Here is an 18,272-nt window from a genome sequence, read left to right on the forward strand (position 1 = left end):
GGCCCGGCGGCTCAGAAGCGCAGGTCCGCGCGCAGGTAGAAGAAACGCCCGCCGGGGATGTCGTAGGTCGAGGCGTCGTAGCCGTTGAGCGAGCACGACAGGCAGATCGGCGGATCCTCGTCGAACAGGTTGTTGACGCCGCCGGTCAGCTGCAGGCCCTTGAGCAGGTCGAAGCGGTAGCCCAGCTGCACGTCGTGGTAGGTGGTGGCGTCGAGCTTGTTGGTGCCCTCGCTCGGATCGCTGCACACCGGGAACGCCACCGCGTCGCCGCACTCCTCCTCGAGCTCGGAGATGTGGCGCACGGTCCACGACGCGCTCCAGTGGTTGTAGCGCCAGTCCAGGGTCGCGTTCGAGGTCCAGTCCGGGATCGCGCTGTCGGTGACCTCCACGCCGACCCGGCGCGGCTGCACCTGCCCGGCCGCGCCGATCGCCTCGTAGCGGGTGACGAAGGTGTTCTGCCAGCTCAGCTTGAACTGGCCGAACGAGGTCTCCGGCAGGGTCCAGAAGACGTCCGCGTCCCAGCCGTCGGTCTTGATCGAGCCCAGGTTGGTCAGGCGGTTGTTGAAACCGTTGATGCTGCCGACCGAGGAGCGGGTGATGCCGTCGCAGTAGCGCGGGTCCAGCGTCGCCACGCACAGGTCGAGCTGGGTCTGCGCGTCGATCGCCTGCACCGCGCCCTCGATCGAGTGGCGGTAGAAGGTCAGCTCCAAGTCGAGCCGGTCGGACCAGGACACGCCGCTGGCGAAGCTCGGGCTGAACACCAGGCCGGCGGTGAAGCTGCGCGCGGTCTCCGGATCGAGCTCGGGGTTGCCGCCGGTGGTCACCGAGATCTGCGAATTGGACTGGGCCGCGCCCGGCGGCACGCCGAGCGCGGCGCAGTTGGCCGCGTTGCCGGTCGGCGCCGAGCCGTCGACGCCGATCAGGCAGGGGTCGTCCAGCTGCAGGTCGGCGCGGCTGGCCGAGCCGTACAGCTCGCCGATCGACGGCGCGCGGAAGCCTTCGGCGTAGGTCGCGCGCAGCAGCAGCTCGTCGGCGACCTGCCAGCGCAGGCCGTACTTCGGCGTGAACTGGCCGCCGAAGCTGGAGTAGTCGGAGTAGCGGCCGGCCAGGCTCAGGTCCAGGCTCTTGCCGAACGGGCTGTCGCGGAACAGCGGCACGTTGAGCTCGAGGTAGACCTCGTTGACGTCGTACTCGCCCGAGGTCGGCAGCGAGGGCACGCCGTTGTAGTGGTTCTCGACCGTGCCGTCGGGCATGGTCACGTAGTTGAGCGGGTCGGGCGTGTACGAGCCCTCGTACTTGCGGTACTCGTAGCCGGCCGCCATCGACAGCGGCCCGGCCCACATCTCGAACAGGTCGCCGGAGATGTTGGCGGTGAACTGGCTCAGCTTCTGCTCGCTGCGGTCGCGCACCACCGGCTGGATCCAGGCCAGCATCTCCGGGGTGATCGTGCCCGGGCCGCCGAAGATGTTCAGCGGCACGCAGCCCGGCGTGGCCGCGCACACCGCCGGGTCGCCCAGCGCCATGGCGACGTTGAAGATGTTGTAGCTGCCGTAGTTGGTCTGCTCGGCCTCGTTCTTGCTCCAGGCCGCGTTGACGTCCCAGAACCAGCTGCGCTCGCCGAGCTCGAAGCTGCCGTCCAGGCCGGTGGCGAAGTACTGGGTGTCGACCTCCTGCTCGAACACGCGCGGGCCGCCCTCGACCGGGCGGCGGCCGATCAGCACCAGGTTCGCGCCCGGGCCGCTGGAGACCAGATCGATGCCGAACGGGTTGTACGGGTTGAGCGCGGAGATGGTGATGTCGTCGGCGTACGGGTTGCCGGTGCCGGCGTCGGGGCCGAAGAACAGCGGCTCCGGCGCGGCCTGGTTGGTCGACTCGCGGCGGTTGTACAGCGCCTTGGCGTACCAGTGGACGTCGTCGGTGAAGTAGTAGCGGATCTGGCCGAACACGCCGCTGCGCTTGGACGGCGTCAGCACCATGTTGTACTCGGCGAAGTTGAAGCGGTTGGGCGTGTCGAAGCCGATGAAGTCGTTCGGGTAGCCGACGCCGTTCGGGAAGCTGCTGCCGTTGGGCGTGGTGATGTCGCAGAACGGCACCGCCGGGGTGGCGGGGTCGTCGTCGACGTCGGTCAGCGGGCAGGCGCTGCTGGGCGCGTTCGGGAAGAACACGAAACGGCCGTTCGGCGTGGCCGAGCTGCCGAAGGTCAGGCCGGTGCCCGGGATCGGTTCGCGCGCCTGCGCGCGGTCGCGCGAGTACACCGGTTCCTGGTCGACGTGGCTGGCGCCGAGGAACAGGTTCATCTTGTCGGTGTTGGTGCCCCAGGCCAGGTCGACGCCGCTCAGCTCGCCGTCGCCCTTGTCGTACTGGCCGTAGTTCAGCGTGATCTGCCCGCCTTCGTAGTTGCGGCGGGTGATGATGTTGACCACGCCGGCGATCGCGTCAGAGCCGTACAGCGAGGACGCGCCGTCCTCGAGCACCTCGATGCGCTCGACCAGCGCCAGCGGAATGGTGTTGAGGTCGGTGGCCGCGCCCACGCCCGAGGCCGAGGACTCGTTGACCCAGCGCATGCCGTCGACCAGCACCAGCACCCGCTTCGGGCCGAGGTGGCGCAGGTCGACCTGCGCGGAACCGGCGCCGACGCCGTCGCCGTTGGGCGAGAAGCCGAAGTTGCCGGAGGAGTTGAACTTGGTGTTGAGCGCCGAGCCGGAGCCGGTCAGTTCCTGGACGATGTCGCCGATCGAGGTCAGGCCGGTGCGCTCGATGTCCTCGCGGGTGAGGGTCTGGACCGGGGTCTGGCTCTCGATCTCGGCCTTGCGGATGCGGGTGCCGGTGACCTCGACGGCATCGAGCGTGGTCGGATCGTCGGAGGGGGGCGCCTCCTGGGCCGCGGCCAGGCCCGGCAGGGCCAGCCACAGCGCGCATTGGACGGCCAGGGTCTTGCGACGCAGGGATCTCATCGTTCTCTCTCTCCGTGGCGATGAATGGGACAGGCGAACTCGCGCGCCGCGTCCCCCCTCCGGGCGGCGTCGTATGGTTGTAAACAATCCGTTCAGCCGCCACAAGCGGCAAAGTGTGAGCGTCGTCCGGGTAGGACGCAGGCCAGGCCGAGACAGCGCGCGACCGGTCGCAAATTCGAGCCGGGCGGCTCCGGTCGCGCTAGCCGCCGAGCAGCAGGCTGGCGCCGACGGTGACCAGGAACGCGGCGAACACGCGCTTGAGGGTATCGCCGTGCAGGCAGTGCGCCAGGCGGGTGCCGTAGGGCGCGGCCAGCACCGAGGCCAAGGCCACGCCGACCGCCGCCGGCAGGTAGACGTAGCCGATCGCGTGCTGCGGCAGCGCGCCGGCCGGCGCGTGCAGGGCGTAGCCGACCGCGCTGGACAGGCCGATCGCCACGCCGCAGGCCGACGAGGTGCCGACCGCGCGCACCGGCGCCACGCCGCGCCAGACCAGCAGCGGCACGGTCATGCTGCCGCCGCCGATGCCGACCACCGCGGAGACCGCGCCGATGCCGACCCCCGCCGCCGCGTACGGCAGCCCGCGCGGCGCCGGCGCCGCCGCATCGCCGCCGCCGCGCGACCGGCCGAACATCAGCTGCGCCGCGGCGAGGAAGCAGTAGCCGGCGACGATCCAGCGCAGCACCTCGTCGTCGATCCGAACCGCCACGCCGCTGCCCAGCCAGCCGCCGACCAGCAGCCCCGGCACCATCCACGCGACCGTCGGCCACAGCACGCTGCCGCGCCGCGCGTGCGCGCGCGCCGAGGCGGCCGCGGTCAGCACGATGCTCGCCAGCGAACTGGCCAGCGCCGCATGCATCGCCGCCTCCTGCGGGATGCCGAGCAGCGGCAGCAGCCACGCCAGCGCCGCGACCAGCACCAGCCCGCCGCCGACCCCGAGCAACCCGGCGAGAATGCCGGCGACGGCGCCGAGCGCCAGGAACATCAGCCATGCGGTGATCACGCGGACGCCTCGCTCGTGTACCCGGATTCGTGTGCCTGCCGAACGGCGCGGAGCGCGCGCCCGGCGGCGCAAGTGTGGCAGGCCGCGTCGCGGCTGTCCGGCACCGGATGCGGCGAAAGCGGCCGCTGCGTCTGCCGCCCGCCGGGCACGGCGGCGGCGCCTGGCGTCGGCCGGCGCCGGCGTGGTCGCATCGAAGGGCCGCGTGCCGCTGCCGCGGGGACGCGAGCGCGCCGGCGCGGACCGCAGGTCGTTGCGCGTATCCCGGTGCGTGGGCGACGCGCCACGATCCGACCGCGAGGGCGCCCTCACCGCTCCGCGGGGAAGCGCGGGCGCGGCGCGCCCGCCTCCGCGCGCGGTCGCAGGAGGCGGGCGGCGCGGCCGGGCGGCGGCCCGTATCCGCGCGCCTGGAACACCCGAACGCCGCCTGACGCGCACGCCGCCGCACGGCCGGCGATCCATCCGGCTGGGCTATAGTCCGAGGCATGCTTCGCCCGTTCACGCTCGTATTCGCGGCGTGCATCGCCGCGCTTTCCGCCGCGGCCTGCGCGCAGTCGCCGGCCGCGCCGCCGCCGATGCCGGCGCAAGCGCCGGCCGATCCGCTGCAGGGCCGCGTGCGCGAGGCGCTGGAAGCGGCCGAGCTCGGCCGCTTCGATCCGGCGCGCTACGCCGATCTCGCCGCGCACCCGCTGTACCCGTGGATCGAGTACGCGCGCCTGCGCCGCGACGTCGACCTGCTCGACCCGGCGCAGGCGCAGGCCTTCCTCGCCCGTTACCGCGGCCAGGCCGTGGCCGAGGCGTTCCGCGAGATCTGGCTGGCGGCGGCGGCGCGGCGCCAGGACTGGGCCGCCTACCTGGCCGCCTGGGACCCGCGGATCAAGAGCCTGGCCCGGCGCTGCGGCGAGCTGCAGGCGCGCCAGGCCCTGGGCCGGGCCGACGCGCAATGGCTGCGCGACGCGCAGGCGGTCTGGCGCAGCGCCGGCACGTCGTTGCCGGACGAGTGCGACGCGCCGATGGCCGCGCTCGCCGCGCAGGGCGGCCTGACCCCGGAGCTGCGCTGGGAGCGCATCGACCGGGCGGCGGCCGAAGGGCAGCCGGGGGTGATGCGCGCCGCCGCCCGCGGCCTGCCCGGCGACCAGCAGGCGCTGGCCGAGGACTACGCCGCGTTCCTCGATGCGCCGCACCCGCGCGCGCTGAACTGGCCGAAGACCGAACGCAGCCGGCGCATCGCCTCGCACGGCCTGGCCAGGTACGCCAGGGCGGCGCCCGACGCCGCCGAGGCGCAACTGCCGCGCTACGCCGAGGCGCTCGGCTTCGGCGAGGAGGAACGCGGCCGCGTGCTGTACCAGATCGCGCTGTGGACCGTGGCCTCGTACGGCCCGGACTCGGCGCGCCGCCTCGCCGCGGTGCCGGCCTCCGCCTACGACGAGCGGCTGCACGAATGGCGCGTGCGCGAGGCGCTGGCGCGCTCCGACTGGCGCGCGGCCTTGCAGGCGATCGAGCGGATGCCGGCCAAACAGCGCGGCGATTCGCGCTGGCAGTACTTCGAGGCGCGCCTGCGCGAGCGCCTCGGCGACCGCGCCGCGGCCGAGCGGCTGTACCGCGAGGTCGCCGGCAAGAGCGACTTCCACGGCTTCCTCGCCGCCGACCGGCTCGAGCAGCCCTACGCGTTGTGCCCGTGGCAGCCGCCGGCCGACGCGGCGGCGCGCGCGGCGGTGGAGCGCGACCCGGCGATCGTGCGCGCGATGGGGCTGTTCCGCATCGACCGCACCGGCTGGGCGGTGCGCGAATGGGACGAGGCGCTGGCGCGCTTCGACGACAGCCGCCGCCGGCTCGCGGTGGAGGTCGCGCAGCGCCACGGCTGGTTCGACCGCGCCGTGTTCGCGCTCGGCAAGCAGCCGGACGAGCTGCGCCTGTACCACCTGCGCTTCCCGCTGCACCACGACGCGACGATCCGGCGCGAGGCGGCACGCAACCGGCTCGACCCGGCCTGGGTCGCGGCCGAGATCCGCGCCGAAAGCGTGTTCTATCCGCGCGCGCGTTCCTCGGCCAACGCGATGGGCCTGATGCAGGTGCTGCCGGCCACCGGCGCCGCGGTCGCGCGCAACCTCGGCCTGCCCTGGGGCGGCGCCGAGAGCCTGTACGACTCGGACACCAACATCGTGCTCGGCACCGCCTACCTGCGCCAGCTGCTCGACCGGTACGGCGGCCTGCCGTACCAGGCGATCGCCGGCTACAACGCCGGGCCGGCGCCGCTGGCGCGCTGGCAAGCGCAGCGCCCGGGCATGGACCCAGACTTCTGGATCGAGACCATCAGCTACAAGGAGACGCGCGAGTACGTCGCCCGCGTGCTCGCGTTCAGCGTGATCTACGACTGGCGCCTCAACGGCGACGCGCTGCGCCTGGGCGACCGCATGCTCGGCCGGCTCGACGGCCCGCGCAAGGGCTTCGCCTGTCCGCCCCCGGCCGCGCCGCCGGCGCCCGCGGCGGCGCGCGCGTCACAGCGCTGAGCGCGCCGGCTGGCCTACACTGGCCGGCATGGCGCAACGGCACATCGTCGTCCTCGGAGGCACCGGCTTCGTCGGCCGGCACCTGGTCGCGCGCCTGCTGCGCGGCGGCGACCGGGTCACGGTGCTCAGCCGCGGCGCCGACCCGCGCAAGCGCGGGCGGCGGCCGCCGGGCGCCAGCCTGATCGAGGGCGACGTCGCCGACGTCGGATTCCTCGGCGCGGTGCTCGACGACGCCGACGCGGTGGTCAACCTCGCCGGCGTCCTCAACGAACGCCGCGACGACGGCCGCGAGTTCGAGCAGGTGTTCGTCGGCATCGCCGACGCGCTGATCGAGGCGATGCGCCGCAACCGCGTGCGCCGCCTGCTGCAGACGAGCGCGCTCAACGCCGGCCACGGCGACAGCCACTACCTGCAGGCGCGCGGCCGCGCCGAGCGGCACGTGCGCGGCTCCGGCCTGGACTGGACGCTGTTCCGCCCCTCGGTGATCGCCGGCCCCGGCGACAGCCTGTTCTGCCGCTTCGACCGGCTGCTGAAATGGACGCCGGTACTGCCGATCGGCCGCGCCGAGGCGAAGTTCCAGCCGGTCTGGGTCGGCGACGTGGCCGAGGCCTACGCCCGCGCGCTCGACGAACCGCGCAGCGTCGGCGAAAGCTACGACCTGGTCGGCCCTGACGTGCTGACCCTGGCGCAGATCGTGCGCCTGGCCGCGCGCGGCCGCGGCCGCGCGCGCCTGGTGCTCGGCCTGCCGCCGGCGCTCGGCCGGTTGCAGGCGCGGGTCGGCGAGTGGCTGCCGGGCAAGCCGATCAGCCGCGACAACTGGCGTTCGCTGCAGCTGGATTCGGTCAGTTCCGACGACGGCCTGCGCCGGCTCGGAGTCGCGCCGACCGCGGTGGCGCCCAGGCTCGACGAGATCCTCGCCGGCTGCTGAACGCGCCCGGCGACGGCGCCGCCCGCCGCAACTGTTTAACATCGGACGCCCGTTCCGAAGGAGACGGCCATGGGCCTGCTCGACACCCTGCTCGGCCACGCCGGCGAGAAGCCGATCGACAAGCTCGCCGGCGAGTTCGCGCCGCTGCTCGCGCCCGGCGAAAGCCTGCAGCGCGCGTTCGGCCTGATCCGCGACCTGATCGTGTTCACCGACCGCCGGCTGATCCTGGTCAACAAGCAGGGCGTCACCGGCAGCAAGGTCGAATACCTGAGCGTGCCCTACCGCAGCATCGTGATGTTCGCGGTCGAGACCGCCGGCCACTTCGACATGGAGGCCGAGCTGCGGCTGTGGGTGTCCGGCCAGGCGCAGCCGATCGCGCGCAGCCTCGGCCGCAACAGCGGCGCGCAGGACATCCTGGCGCTGATCGCGCAGCACGCGCCGCGCTGAGGCGGAGCCCATGAAGGTCTATCTGGTCGGCGGCGCGGTCCGCGACCGCCTGCTCGGCCTGCCGCCGGGCGACCGCGACTGGGTGGTGGTCGGCGAGACCCCGGCCTCGATGGAAGCCGCGGGCTTCAAGCCGGTCGGCCGCGACTTCCCGGTGTTCCTGCATCCGCGCACCGGCGAGGAATACGCGCTGGCCCGCACCGAACGCAAGGCCGGGCGCGGCTACCGCGGCTTCGTGGTCGACGCCGATCCCGCGGTGACGCTGGAGGAGGATCTCGGCCGGCGCGACTTCACCGTCAACGCGATCGCGCAGGACGAGGACGGCGCGCTGGTGGACCCCTACGGCGGCGCGCGCGACATCGCGGCGCGGGTGCTGCGCCACGTCGGCCCGGCGTTCGTCGAGGACCCGCTGCGGGTGCTGCGTGCGGCCCGCTTCATGGCGCGGCTGGCGCCGCTGGGCTTCCGCGTCGCGCCGGAGACGCTGGCGCTGATGCGGCGGATGGCGGAGTCCGGCGAGCTGGCCGAGCTGAGCGCCGAACGCGTCTGGCAGGAGCTGCGCCGCGCCCTGGCCAGCGCCGCGCCGTCGGCCTTCGTGCGCACCCTGCGCGAGGCCGGCGCGCTCGCCGCGGTGCTGCCGGAGGTGGACGCGCTGTACGGCGTGCCGCAGCGCGCCGAGTTCCATCCGGAGGTCGACACCGGCGCGCACGTCGAGCTGGTCTGCGACATGGCGGCGCGGCTCGCGCCGGGCGACGACCGCATCGGTTTCGCCGCGCTGACCCACGACCTCGGCAAGGCGCTGACGCCGGCCGAGGCGTGGCCCAGGCATCTGGGCCACGAGCGCGCCGGCCTGGCGCCGCTGCGCGCGCTGTGCGAGCGGCTCAAGGTGCCGACCGAGCACCGCCGCCTGGCCGAGGCCGCGTGCCGCGAGCACCTCAACGTGCACCGCTTCGACGAACTGCGCGCGTCCACCGTGTACGAATTGCTGGCGCGCTGCGACGGTTTCCGCAACCCGGAGCGCATCGCCCGGATGGCGCTGGTGTGCGAGGCCGACAAGCGCGGCCGCGCCGGCCTGTCCGAACGGCCCTACCCGCAGGGCCCGGCGCTGGTCGCGGCGCTGCGCGCGGCGCTGGCGGTGAAGGCGGCCGACCTGCCGCCGCAGCTCGAAGGCCCCGCCGTGGGCGAGGCGCTGCGGCGCGCGCGCATCGCGGCGATCGCGCAGGCGACGGGCAAGCGCGAGTAGGCAGGGTCCGTCGCTGCGGACCGGCGCGGATCGAGCCGGAAGGAACGAGCGCGCCTCGCTCGCCGCACGTGCGCACGCCCGCTCGCGGGATGGGGCCGTGCCGGCGCGCCGCCCCGTCTCCGGCATCGGGGTTCCAACCGGTGGGTCGCGCGCATCCGCGCCGATCCGCGGCAGAAGCGCGGTCGCGCCGCCGGCGCCCGCATCGCGGCGGGCCGGACGCGCCGGTCCGGCCCGCGTCGCCGGTCAGAAGCGGTAGTCCAGGCGGGCGTAGTAGCTGCCGCCGTTCATGCCGAACGGCATCGTCTCCCAGCCGTACTTGAAGCCCAGCGACGGGAACGGGTTGACGCCCGGATCGTCGGCGCCGACGGTCCACTCGTCGGGGTATTCGTCGAAGAGGTTGTTGCCGCCGACGGTCAGGGCCAGGTTCTCGGAGAAGGCGTAGCGCACGCCCAGGTCGAACAGCCACTTGCCGTCCCAGGTCTGCTTCAACCCCGGGGTGAAGCCCTCGCCTGCGACCGAGCCGTAGTAGTTGCCGCGGCCGGTGATCTGCCACGGCCCGGTTTCGTACACCGCCTGCAGCACGTGGTGCGCGCGCGGCTGCCCCTGTTCCACCAGGGTGACCTGGGCGTCGTCGAACAGCGCCGCCGGCGGCAGGATCGGCGATTGCGAACGCCGCGCCTCGACCTCGGTCTTGTTGAAGTGCACCAGCGCGGTCAGGTCGAGCCGGCTGCCGGCGGCGAACTCGGTGCCGTGGTTCAGCACCAGGTCGACGCCGGTGGTGCGGGTGTCGATGGCATTGGTGAAGAACAGCACCTGGCCGACGCCGATCGGATCGAGGATCGCGCGGATCGGGCAGTTCGCCAGGTCCGCGGCGCAGGGGTTGCCGTCGGTGCCGACGCTCTCGGGCTGGATGTTCGACGAGAAGATGATGCGGTCGTCGATGTCGATGCGGAACACGTCGAGCGTGGCCGAGAAGCGTTCGTTGGGCTTCCAGACGAAGCCGAGCGTGCCGCTGGTCGAGGTCTCCTCCTGCAGCGGCTCGATGCCGAACGCGCGCGTCACCGCGCTGTCCTGGCGCGCGGTCAAGGTGTCGGTGAGCACGCCTTCGGCGTTGAGGTTGGTCGAGCGCTGGCTGTAGAACAGCTGCTGCACGCCGGGCGCGCGGAAGCCGGTGGCGAGGGTGCCGCGCACGGCGAAGCGCTCGCTGGCGTCGAAGCGCGCCGACAGCTTGCCGGTGGTGGTGTTGCCGAAGTCGGAGTAGTCCTCGAAGCGCACCGCCGCGCCGATCAGCAGGCGCTCGCCCAGGTGGGTCTCGGCGTCGAGGTACACCGCCATGCTGTGGCGGCCGTCGTCCACCGCCTCGCTCGGCGAGAAGCCGGGGAAGCCCTGGATGCCCGGCTGCGCGATCTCGCCGGCCTGGCCGACGATCGGAATGCCGCGGTCGTTGGTGCGGCCGTAGGTGTACGACACCGGGTCGCCGGCCTCGATGCGGTAGTCGTCCTGGCGCCATTCGAACCCGGTGGCCAGGTACAGCGGGTTGCCGCCCCAGCCGTCGACGCTGCCGTTGAAGTCGAGGTTGAAGGTGGTCTGGTCGAACCGCAGCGTGCCGGTGTCGGCGGAGGTCGGCGATTCGGCGTAGATGCCGGCGGCGGGGTCGGCCGGGTCGCGCGGCTCGTACCACCAGCTGACGTTGACCGAATTGCTCTCCTCGAAGCCGAACTTGTTGCGCCCGCGGTTGATCGACACGTCCCAGTCCCAGCGGTCGCCGAGCGGCGCGCGGTAGCCCACCGCGACCGATGCGTCCTCGACCGTGGTCAGGATGTTGGGCAGGAAGCCGTCCGGGTACAGCGCCGGCACGGTGCGGTTGTCGCCGGCGCTGCGGAAGAAGCCGGAGGAGTCGCCCTCGCGCCGCGACACCCCGCCGAACCAGTACAGCTCGCCGGCGCCGGCGGGCAGGCCGCCGTTGAACCACAGGTAGTGGTCCCGGGCGTCGGCGTCGCCCAGGCGCTGGGTCACGCGCGGCGGATCCACGCGCAGGCGGTCCGGTCCGGCGCGGTTGGTCTCGTTGCGGTTGCGCGCCTCGGCGGTGAGGTTGAGGAAGCCCTCGCCGCCGAGCGCGAAGCCGGTGTTGACCGAGCCGTGCAGCATCTCGCCGTCGCCGGCGTAGTACTGCGCGCCTTCCACCGACACCTCGGTGTGGTCGGTCTGCTTCTTCAGGATGATGTTGATCACGCCGGCGATGGCGTCCGAGCCGTACTGCGCCGCGGCGCCGTCGCGCAGCACCTCGATGCGCTCGATCGCCGCGACCGGGATCGCGTTGATGTCGGTGCCCGCCGAGCCGCGGCCGATGGTCTGCTGCACGTTGACCAGCGCCTGCTGGTGGCGGCGCTTGCCGTTGACCAGCACCAGCACCTGGTCCGGGCCGAGCGCGCGCAGCGTCGCCGGGCGCAGGATGTCGGTGCCGTCGGAGACGAAGGTGCGGGAGAAATTGAACGACGGCTCGAGCATCTGCAGGATCTGCCCGACTTCGAGCGCGCCGGTGGCGTTGAGCTCCTCGCGGCCGATCACGTCGACCGGCGCGGCGGTGTCCTCGGCGGTGCGGCCGCGCACGCGCGAGCCGGTGACCTGGATGCGGTCGAGGGTGGTGGGTTCCTGGCCCGCGGCGGCGCTCGCCGGTGGCTGGGCCGGGGCGGACGGGGACAGCGCGACGGCCGCCAAAGCGGCGGCGATGGCCGGGGTCAGGCGATTGCGGATCGGGGCAGGCACGGCTCTCTCTCCCTCTTGCGATGGCGGCTGCGGATCCCCCGACCCAGCCTTACCACTTCTTAACTTTTGCGCAAGATGGCGGAGAACTTTGCCCGATCCGGCTTTACGGCAAATCCTTGATATTGCGATGCCGGTCGCAATCCGGACGGGCCCGGCGCCGATCCAGCCGCTCCAGCCCGCGCGCCAGCGGCGTCGGCGCCAGCAGCAGGCCCGCCAGGGCGCCGAGCGCGTTGGCCAGCGCGTCGTAGGCATCGGCCTGGCGCGAGGCGGTCAGCGCGGCCTGGGCGAATTCCAGCCCGACGCCGAGCCCGACCAGCCCCGCCGCGGCCAGCGCCTGGGCCGGCAGGCGCGCGAACAGCAGCACCGCGTACCCCGACAGCGCCGCGTAGGCGAGCAGGTGTTCGATCTTGTCGAAGCCGGCGAACGGCGCCGGCGGCAGCGCCTGCGCCGGCAGCAGCGAGGTCCACGCCACCGCCGCGAGCATCGCCAGCCACAGCCCGAGCCACAGCCGGGGCCTGCGGAAATCGCGCAACGGGCTCACAGGCGGAAGCTCAGGTCGCCGGCGAGGAAGGCCACGCCGAACTCGACGTCCTTCTCGAATCCCATCGCCTGGAAGCGCTCGCCCATTTCGCTGGGCAGGGTCAGGCGTTTCACTTCCTGGGTGCGGCGCAGGCGTTCGCGCTCGTCCTCGATCCGCTCGATCCGCTCGAGCACCCCGGCCAGGCCGTTGCCGAGCAGGAAGCTGGCCTGCGAGCAGTAGCCGGCCAGGTCGAAACCCGCCGCCACGCCGGCCTCGGCCAGCGCGGTGAAATCGACCGACGCGGTCAGGTCCTGCAGCCCCGGCCACAGCAGCGGCGCCTCGTGCATGCGGTGGCGGTAGAACGCGCGCAGGGTGCCGTCGCGGCGCCCGGGCAGGTAGTACTCGCCGCGCACGTAGCCGTAGTCGACGAACAGCAGCGCGCCGCGGCGCATCCCGCCCGCCACCGCCTGCAGCCAGTACGGCAGCTGCGGCAGCACCTCGGAGCGGTAGCCGGGCTCGAACGCGCGGCCGAGGCTGCGCTCCAGCTGCCGCACCGCGCCGGTCAGGAACGCGTCGGCCGGGCGCAGCACCCGCGCCAGCTCGCCGCCTTCGACCGCCACGTGCTCCTCGAACACCTCGCCGGCGTGCGCGCCCTCGCCGATCGCGAAGCGCGGCGTCGGCAGCGCGTCGATCACCTCGTTGGCGAACACCACGCCGTCCCAATCGTCGGCGAACGGGCCGTCGACCCACTCGACCAGCTCGAACAGCGGCGGCACCAGCCGCTGCCGCAGCCGCTCGCGCTGGCGCTGGCGCAGCTCCGCGCTGGGCTCCAGGATGGCGTAGCGGTCCGGCAGCGCGTCCAGTTCCAGCAGGCGCTTGAGCGCGACCTCGGCGAACGCGCCGGTGCCGCCGCCCAGTTCGAGCAGGCGCGCCTGCGGGCCGAGCTGGCGCAGCACCGGGCTCAAGGCCTCGGCCACGCAGGCGGCGAACACCGGGCCGAGTTCGGGCGCGGTGACGAAGTCGCCGCCCTCGCCGAACTTGCGCGTGCCGGCGCTGTAGTAGCCCAGCCCGGGCGCGTACAGCGCCAGCTCCATGAACCGCGAGAACGGGATCGCGCCGCCGGCGGCGGCGATCTGCTCGCGGATCAGCGCCTCCAGGCGCCGGCTGTGGGCGAGCGCGTCGGCGTCGGGCGGCGGCAGGCTCTGCGCGGCGCGCGCGGCGTCCTGCGGGCGGGGATCGATGGACATGCGGGGCTTGCGTGGGACACTGGCGTACAGGATACGGCACCGCCCGGGAGACGCCCGTCATGAATGCAACGCCTCGCGTGGCCCTGATCACCGGCGGCGCGCGCCGCATCGGCGCGGCGATCGCGCGCGCGCTGCACGCGGCCGGCTACGACCTGGCCCTGCACTACCGCCGCTCGCGCGCGGAGGCCGAGGCGCTGGCCGCGGAGCTGGAGCGCGCGCGCCCGCGCAGCGTGCTGCTGCTGCAGGCCGAACTGGCCGAGTTCGACCGGCTGCCGGAGCTGGTCGCGCACACGGTCGGCCGCTACGGCCGGCTCGACGCCCTGGTCAACAACGCCTCCGCGTTCGCGCCGACGCCGCTCGGCCCGACCACGCCGGCGCAGTGGGACGCCCTCTTCGCCAGCAACGCGCGCGCGCCGTTCTTCCTCGCCCAGGCCGCGGCGCCGCACCTGCGCGCCGCGCGCGGCGCGATCGTCAACCTCGCCGACCTGTACGGCGAGCGCCCGCTGCCGCGGCACACCGTCTATTGCATGGCCAAGGCCGCGCTGCTGATGCTGACCCGCTCGCTGGCGCTGGAACTGGCGCCGGAGGTACGGGTCAACGCGGTCGCGCCCGGCGCGATCCTGTGGCCGGAGCACGGCGGCGACCCGGCCGCGCGGCAGGCGATGCTGCAGCGCACGCCGCTGGCGCGCACTGGCGCGCCGGAGGAGGTCGCCGAAGCGGTGCGCTGGCTGCTGCAGGACGCGAGCTACTGCACCGGCCAGGTGCTGCGCCTGGACGGCGGCCGCCTGCTCGGCGCCTAGCGGCGGGGCCGCGTCCCGCGGGAGAGGAAACGCCCCCGCGGCGGCCGCGCGGCGTCGCCCCGGCGCGGGATGCGGCAGCGCGCGGTTCGCCGCGTCGCCCTCCCGCTTCGGCGGAACCGGGCCTGCGCGCACGCCTGCCCCGCGGGTCCCGGGCGGCGCTCCGGACGCCCTGCGCGGGCGCGGCGACGCGCCCGCCGCTAGAGCTCGAACGCCTCCCACGCCGCGCCGTGCTCGGGGTGCGCCGCCCACAGCTGCGCCAGGGTGCGGCCGTCGCCGGGCACCACCGCCTCCGGCGCGATCTCGGCCAGCGGCCGCAGCACGAACGCGTGCCGCAGCTCCGGGCGCGGGATGCGCAGGTTGCCGGGGCCTTCGAGCACGCGCCCGTCGTACAGCACGATGTCGATGTCGAGCGTGCGGTCGCCGTAGCGCGGGCCGCTGCGATCGCGGCCGTGCGCCTGCTCCAGCGCGTGCAGCCAGTCGTTGAGCGCCAGCGGGTCCAGGTCCGTGTCGATCACCGCGGCGGCGTTGCAGAAGTCCGGTCCGTCGAAGCCGACCGCGCGGGTGCGGTAGGCGCGCGACAGCCGCAGCGCGCCGAAGCGCGCGCGCAGCGCATGCACCGCGGCGCGCAGGTGCGGCAGCGGCTCGACGTTGCTGCCGAGGCTGAGATAGGCGCGGCTCACGCGGCAGCGGGGCCGGGGACGAGGCAGCGCCGGCGCCGGCCGGCGGCCCGTGGCAGGCGGGTCATGGCGCGGAACGCTCGATCTTCACTCCGACCGCGCGCGCGCCGCGCACCGCGCCGGGCTTGCTCAGCTTCAGCCGCACCCGGCGCACGCCGAACTCCTCGATCACCAGCGCCGCCACACGCTCGGCCAGCGTCTCCACCAGGCCGAAGTCGGACTGCGACACGTACTCGACGATGCGCTTGCTGATCGCCTTGTAGTCCAGGGTGTCGGTGATCGCGTCGGTCGCCGCGGGCACGCGGTTGTCGAACGCCATCTCCAGGTCGAACACCAGCGGCTGGCGGATGCGCCGTTCCCAGTCGTAGATGCCGATCAGCGCCTCGATCTCGAGGCCTTCGATGAAGACGCTATCCATGGGCCGGGAACGGGTGGAGAGAACGAGTGAAGAGGACCGGGAAACGGAAGAAGGCGGCACCGGCATGGTAGCCGATCGCCCGTCGCGGGTTTTCCCTCTTCGCTTTTGCCTCCTCGCCCGCTCCTCATTCGCTCGTCACGGGCGCCAGACTCGCCATGTCCCAGCGCGGCGTCACCCGCACCGCGGCGGTGTCGTGCTGGCCGGCCTGCAGGCGCAACGCGCCGGCGAAGGCGATCATCGCGCCGTTGTCGGTGCAGAACGCCGGGCGCGGGAAGCTGACCCGGCCGCCGCGGCGGTGCGCCATGTCCTCCAGCCGCGCACGCAGGCGCTTGTTCGCGCCGACGCCGCCGGCCACCACCAGGGTCTCGCAGCCGGCCGCGTCCAGCGCGCGCTCGCACTTGATCGCCAGCGTCTCCACCACCGCATCCTCGAAGCCGCGGGCGATGTCGGCGCGGGTCTGTTCGCCGCGGTCGCTGCCCTGCCAGGCCAGCAGCACCTGGGTCTTCAGGCCGCTGAAGCTGAAATCGAGCCCCGGGCGATCGGTCATCGGCCGGGCGAACCTGAACGCGCCGGGGCGGCCGCGCTCGGCCAACGCCGCCAGCTGCGGTCCGCCCGGGTAGGGCAGCCCCATCAGCTTGGCGGTCTTGTCGAAGGCCTCGCCGGCGGCGTCGTCCAGGGTCTCGCCGAGCAGGCGGTAGCGGCCGATCGCCGCCACGTGTACCAGCTGGGTGTGGCCGCCGGAGACCAGCAGGGCCACGAACGGCGGTTCCGGCCGGCCGCGCGCGGGATCGTCCTCGAGCAGCGGCGCGAGCAGGTGCCCTTCCATGTGGTGCACGCCGATCGCCGGCACGTCCAGCGCCCAGGCCAGCGCGCGCGCGACCCCGGCGCCGACCAGCAGCGCGCCGACCAGGCCGGGGCCGGCGGTGTAGGCGACGCCGTCGATCCCGGCCGTCTCCAGCCCGGCCTCGGCCAGGGTCTGGCGGATCAGCGGCAGCAGCTTGCGCACGTGGTCGCGGCTGGCCAGTTCCGGCACCACCCCGCCGTACTGCGCGTGCAGTTCGATCTGGCTGTAGACCGCGTGCGCGCGCAGGCCGGCGGCGGTGTCGTACACGGCCACCCCGGTCTCGTCGCAGCTGGTTTCGATGCCCAGGACTTTCACGGGAATTCGCGGCGTTGCGCGGGCCTGCGCCTCGCGGAATAGGCTATCTTGCACCTTCGAGGGGCCCGCCGCTATAATGCGCGGCTCGCCCGGTCCCACGGGCCGGTCCCTGAATCCCGAGATCACGTATGCCCAGCGTCAAAGTCCGCGAAAACGAGCCCTTCGAGTTTGCTCTGCGTCGCTTCAAGCGCACCTGCGAGAAGGCCGGCATCCTCGCCGAGACCCGCAAGCGCGAGTTCTACGAGAAGCCGACCCAGGAACGCAAGCGCAAGGCCGCCGCGGCGGTGAAGCGCCAGGCTCGTCGCGCCGCCCGCGACGTGACCAAGCGCCAGCGCCTGTACTGAGCGCGTTTTCCCGCGTCCGCCGCCGCTTTCGGCGCGGCGGGCTGCAGCGAAGCCGGCCGCGCCCTGCGCCGCCGGCTTTTTGCGTTTGGGCGAAGCGCCCGGGCCGGGCCGGCGCGCCGCCCCGGCCCGGGCGGCGCGCGAGCTCGCCCGCGGCGCGTGCTACGGTCTCCTTCCCGCGCGGGGCCGGACCCGGTGGCGCCTAGGCCGGCCCCGCGGCGCCCGCCCCTTCCCCGTCCCGATTCCGACCGACCCGCCATGACCCTCAAACAACGCCTCACCGACGACATGAAGGCCGCGATGAAGAGCGGCGACAAGGACACGCTGGGCGTGATCCGGCTGATCAACGCGGCGATCAAGCAGAAGGAAGTGGACGAGCGCATCGAGCTCGACGACGCCCAGGTGGTCGCCGTCCTCGACAAGATGGTCAAGCAGCGCAAGGACTCGGTGGCCCAGTACGAGGGCGCCGGCCGCGCGGACCTGGCCGACGCCGAGAAGGCCGAGATCGCGGTGATCGAGCGCTACCTGCCGGCGAAGCTCGGCGAGGCCGAGATCCTGGCCGCGATCGACGCCGCCATCGCCCAGACCTGCGCCAGCGGCCCGGCCGACATGGGCAAGCTGATGGGCGTGCTCAAGCCGCAGCTGGCCGGGCAGGCCGACATGGGCCAGGTCTCCGCGCTCGTCAAGCAGCGCCTGAGCCGGTAAGCGACCGCGCGGCGCGCCCGCGCCGCCCGAATCGAGCCTAGCCCGATGCGCATTCCCACCCGCCGTCCCGGCGTCGTCCTGCGGCCCGCCGCACCCGCGGATACCGCCCTGATCCTGGCCCTCGTCCGGGAACTGGCCGAGTACGAGCGCGCGCCGGACGAAGTGAAGGCGGACGAGGCCACCCTCGCCGCCGGCCTGTTCGGCGACCGCCCCGGCGCCGAGGTGGTGATCGCCGAGGTGGACGGCGAACCGGCCGGCTTCGCGCTGTTCTTCCACAATTTCTCGACCTGGCTGGGCAAGCGCGGCCTGTACCTGGAAGACCTGTTCGTCCGCCCGCAGTACCGCGGCCGCGGCGTCGGCCAGGTGCTGATGGCGTATCTGGCCAGGCTCGCGATCGAGCGCGATTGCGGCCGCTTCGAATGGTCGGTGCTGGACTGGAACACGCCGGCGCTGGACTTCTACCGCCGCCTCGGCGCCGCGCCGATGGACGAATGGACCGTGCAGCGCCTGACCGGCGACGCCCTGGCGCGGCTGGCCGCGAGTTTCTGAGCCGCTACCGCGGCCGG

At 73.6% G+C, this 18,272-nt stretch carries 16 protein-coding genes; 8 read left to right on the plus strand and 8 right to left on the minus strand.

Features of this window, described 5'->3' with window-relative positions:
* Positions 1-11: 11 nt before the first annotated feature.
* Together EDC50_RS14225 and EDC50_RS14230 are read right to left on the minus strand one after the other, a co-directional pair.
* Entirely contained in the window at positions 12-2,954 is a 2,943-nt protein-coding gene (locus EDC50_RS14225) for a TonB-dependent receptor plug domain-containing protein (protein WP_123771138.1), read from the minus strand.
* 199 nt (positions 2,955-3,153) lie between these two features.
* Positions 3,154-3,954 carry a sulfite exporter TauE/SafE family protein gene (locus EDC50_RS14230; RefSeq protein WP_242003059.1) on the minus strand — a complete coding sequence of 267 codons (801 nt, stop codon included), beginning with the start codon at positions 3,952-3,954 and terminating at the stop codon, positions 3,154-3,156.
* A gap of 482 nt (positions 3,955-4,436) precedes the next feature.
* Between EDC50_RS14230 and EDC50_RS14235 the strand changes: the two genes are divergently transcribed.
* The 4 genes from EDC50_RS14235 to EDC50_RS14250 all read left to right on the plus strand — a co-directional run bounded on the left by EDC50_RS14235 (position 4,437) and on the right by EDC50_RS14250 (position 9,073).
* Entirely contained in the window at positions 4,437-6,461 is a 2,025-nt protein-coding gene (locus tag EDC50_RS14235) for a lytic transglycosylase domain-containing protein (protein WP_425477939.1), read from the plus strand.
* Between the two features lie 28 nt (positions 6,462-6,489).
* Positions 6,490-7,389 carry a complex I NDUFA9 subunit family protein gene (locus EDC50_RS14240; protein ID WP_123771139.1) on the plus strand — a complete coding sequence of 300 codons (900 nt, stop codon included), beginning with the start codon at positions 6,490-6,492 and terminating at the stop codon, positions 7,387-7,389.
* 69 nt (positions 7,390-7,458) lie between these two features.
* Positions 7,459-7,836 carry a PH domain-containing protein gene (locus tag EDC50_RS14245; RefSeq protein WP_123771140.1) on the plus strand — a complete coding sequence of 126 codons (378 nt, stop codon included), beginning with the start codon at positions 7,459-7,461 and terminating at the stop codon, positions 7,834-7,836.
* Between the two features lie 10 nt (positions 7,837-7,846).
* On the plus strand, positions 7,847-9,073 hold the full coding sequence (locus tag EDC50_RS14250) for a multifunctional CCA addition/repair protein (protein WP_123771141.1): 1,227 nt from the start codon (positions 7,847-7,849) through the stop codon (positions 9,071-9,073).
* Positions 9,074-9,316: 243 nt separating this feature from the next.
* On the opposite strand, the gene EDC50_RS14255 is transcribed toward EDC50_RS14250, so the two are convergent.
* From EDC50_RS14255 to EDC50_RS14260, 3 genes are all read right to left on the minus strand, one after another.
* The gene (locus tag EDC50_RS14255) at positions 9,317-11,839 is read right to left on the minus strand and encodes a TonB-dependent receptor plug domain-containing protein (RefSeq protein WP_170167633.1); all 2,523 of its coding nucleotides are present in this window, start codon (positions 11,837-11,839) and stop codon (positions 9,317-9,319) included.
* 103 nt (positions 11,840-11,942) lie between these two features.
* Entirely contained in the window at positions 11,943-12,380 is a 438-nt protein-coding gene (locus EDC50_RS16455) for a VanZ family protein (RefSeq protein ID WP_170167639.1), read from the minus strand.
* Positions 12,377-13,606 (minus strand): class I SAM-dependent methyltransferase, encoded by a 1,230-nt coding sequence (locus tag EDC50_RS14260; RefSeq protein WP_123771143.1) that lies wholly within the window; start codon positions 13,604-13,606, stop codon positions 12,377-12,379. The genes EDC50_RS16455 and EDC50_RS14260 overlap by 4 nt, the downstream gene beginning before the upstream one ends.
* Positions 13,607-13,665: 59 nt before the next feature.
* Here EDC50_RS14260 and EDC50_RS14265 point away from each other — a divergent pair, with 59 nt between their 5' ends.
* Positions 13,666-14,406, plus strand: a complete 741-nt coding sequence (locus EDC50_RS14265) for a pteridine reductase (protein ID WP_123771144.1) — start codon at positions 13,666-13,668, stop codon at positions 14,404-14,406.
* A gap of 197 nt (positions 14,407-14,603) precedes the next feature.
* Here the strand turns inward: EDC50_RS14265 and folK are convergent, their stop codons facing one another.
* The 3 genes from folK to tsaD all read right to left on the minus strand — a co-directional run bounded on the left by folK (position 14,604) and on the right by tsaD (position 16,660).
* Positions 14,604-15,086, minus strand: a complete 483-nt coding sequence (gene folK, locus EDC50_RS14270) for a 2-amino-4-hydroxy-6-hydroxymethyldihydropteridine diphosphokinase (protein ID WP_123771145.1) — start codon at positions 15,084-15,086, stop codon at positions 14,604-14,606.
* A gap of 61 nt (positions 15,087-15,147) precedes the next feature.
* Complete coding sequence (gene folB, locus EDC50_RS14275; RefSeq protein WP_123771146.1) at positions 15,148-15,501, minus strand: dihydroneopterin aldolase; 354 nt, start codon at positions 15,499-15,501, stop codon at positions 15,148-15,150.
* 124 nt (positions 15,502-15,625) lie between these two features.
* The gene (gene tsaD / locus EDC50_RS14280) at positions 15,626-16,660 is read right to left on the minus strand and encodes a tRNA (adenosine(37)-N6)-threonylcarbamoyltransferase complex transferase subunit TsaD (RefSeq protein ID WP_123771147.1); all 1,035 of its coding nucleotides are present in this window, start codon (positions 16,658-16,660) and stop codon (positions 15,626-15,628) included.
* A 128-nt stretch (positions 16,661-16,788) separates the two neighbouring features.
* On the opposite strand from tsaD, the gene rpsU reads away from it, so the two are divergent.
* The 3 genes from rpsU (at position 16,789) to EDC50_RS14295 (ending at position 18,255) form a co-directional block, all read left to right on the plus strand.
* Positions 16,789-17,004 carry a 30S ribosomal protein S21 gene (gene rpsU / locus EDC50_RS14285; protein WP_123771148.1) on the plus strand — a complete coding sequence of 72 codons (216 nt, stop codon included), beginning with the start codon at positions 16,789-16,791 and terminating at the stop codon, positions 17,002-17,004.
* Between the two features lie 255 nt (positions 17,005-17,259).
* Positions 17,260-17,706 (plus strand): GatB/YqeY domain-containing protein, encoded by a 447-nt coding sequence (locus EDC50_RS14290; RefSeq protein WP_123771149.1) that lies wholly within the window; start codon positions 17,260-17,262, stop codon positions 17,704-17,706.
* A gap of 45 nt (positions 17,707-17,751) precedes the next feature.
* Positions 17,752-18,255: a GNAT family N-acetyltransferase gene (locus tag EDC50_RS14295; protein ID WP_123771150.1), complete on the plus strand. Its 504-nt coding sequence runs from the start codon at positions 17,752-17,754 to the stop codon at positions 18,253-18,255.
* Positions 18,256-18,272: the final 17 nt, after the last annotated feature.

It is taken from the genome of Vulcaniibacterium tengchongense (assembly GCF_003814555.1).
GTDB lineage: Bacteria > Pseudomonadota > Gammaproteobacteria > Xanthomonadales > Xanthomonadaceae > Vulcaniibacterium > Vulcaniibacterium tengchongense.

Coding starts and splice junctions, on each gene's coding strand:
- EDC50_RS14225 (WP_123771138.1), bottom strand. CDS start 2,954: ATGAGATCCCTGCGTCGCAAGACCCTGGCCGTCCAATGCGCGCTGTGG.
- EDC50_RS14235 (WP_425477939.1), top strand. CDS start 4,437: ATGCTTCGCCCGTTCACGCTCGTATTCGCGGCGTGCATCGCCGCGCTT.
- EDC50_RS14240 (WP_123771139.1), top strand. CDS start 6,490: ATGGCGCAACGGCACATCGTCGTCCTCGGAGGCACCGGCTTCGTCGGC.
- EDC50_RS14245 (WP_123771140.1), top strand. CDS start 7,459: ATGGGCCTGCTCGACACCCTGCTCGGCCACGCCGGCGAGAAGCCGATC.
- EDC50_RS14250 (WP_123771141.1), top strand. CDS start 7,847: ATGAAGGTCTATCTGGTCGGCGGCGCGGTCCGCGACCGCCTGCTCGGC.
- EDC50_RS14260 (WP_123771143.1), bottom strand. CDS start 13,606: ATGTCCATCGATCCCCGCCCGCAGGACGCCGCGCGCGCCGCGCAGAGC.
- EDC50_RS14265 (WP_123771144.1), top strand. CDS start 13,666: ATGAATGCAACGCCTCGCGTGGCCCTGATCACCGGCGGCGCGCGCCGC.
- folB (WP_123771146.1), bottom strand. CDS start 15,501: ATGGATAGCGTCTTCATCGAAGGCCTCGAGATCGAGGCGCTGATCGGC.
- rpsU (WP_123771148.1), top strand. CDS start 16,789: ATGCCCAGCGTCAAAGTCCGCGAAAACGAGCCCTTCGAGTTTGCTCTG.
- EDC50_RS14290 (WP_123771149.1), top strand. CDS start 17,260: ATGACCCTCAAACAACGCCTCACCGACGACATGAAGGCCGCGATGAAG.
- EDC50_RS14295 (WP_123771150.1), top strand. CDS start 17,752: ATGCGCATTCCCACCCGCCGTCCCGGCGTCGTCCTGCGGCCCGCCGCA.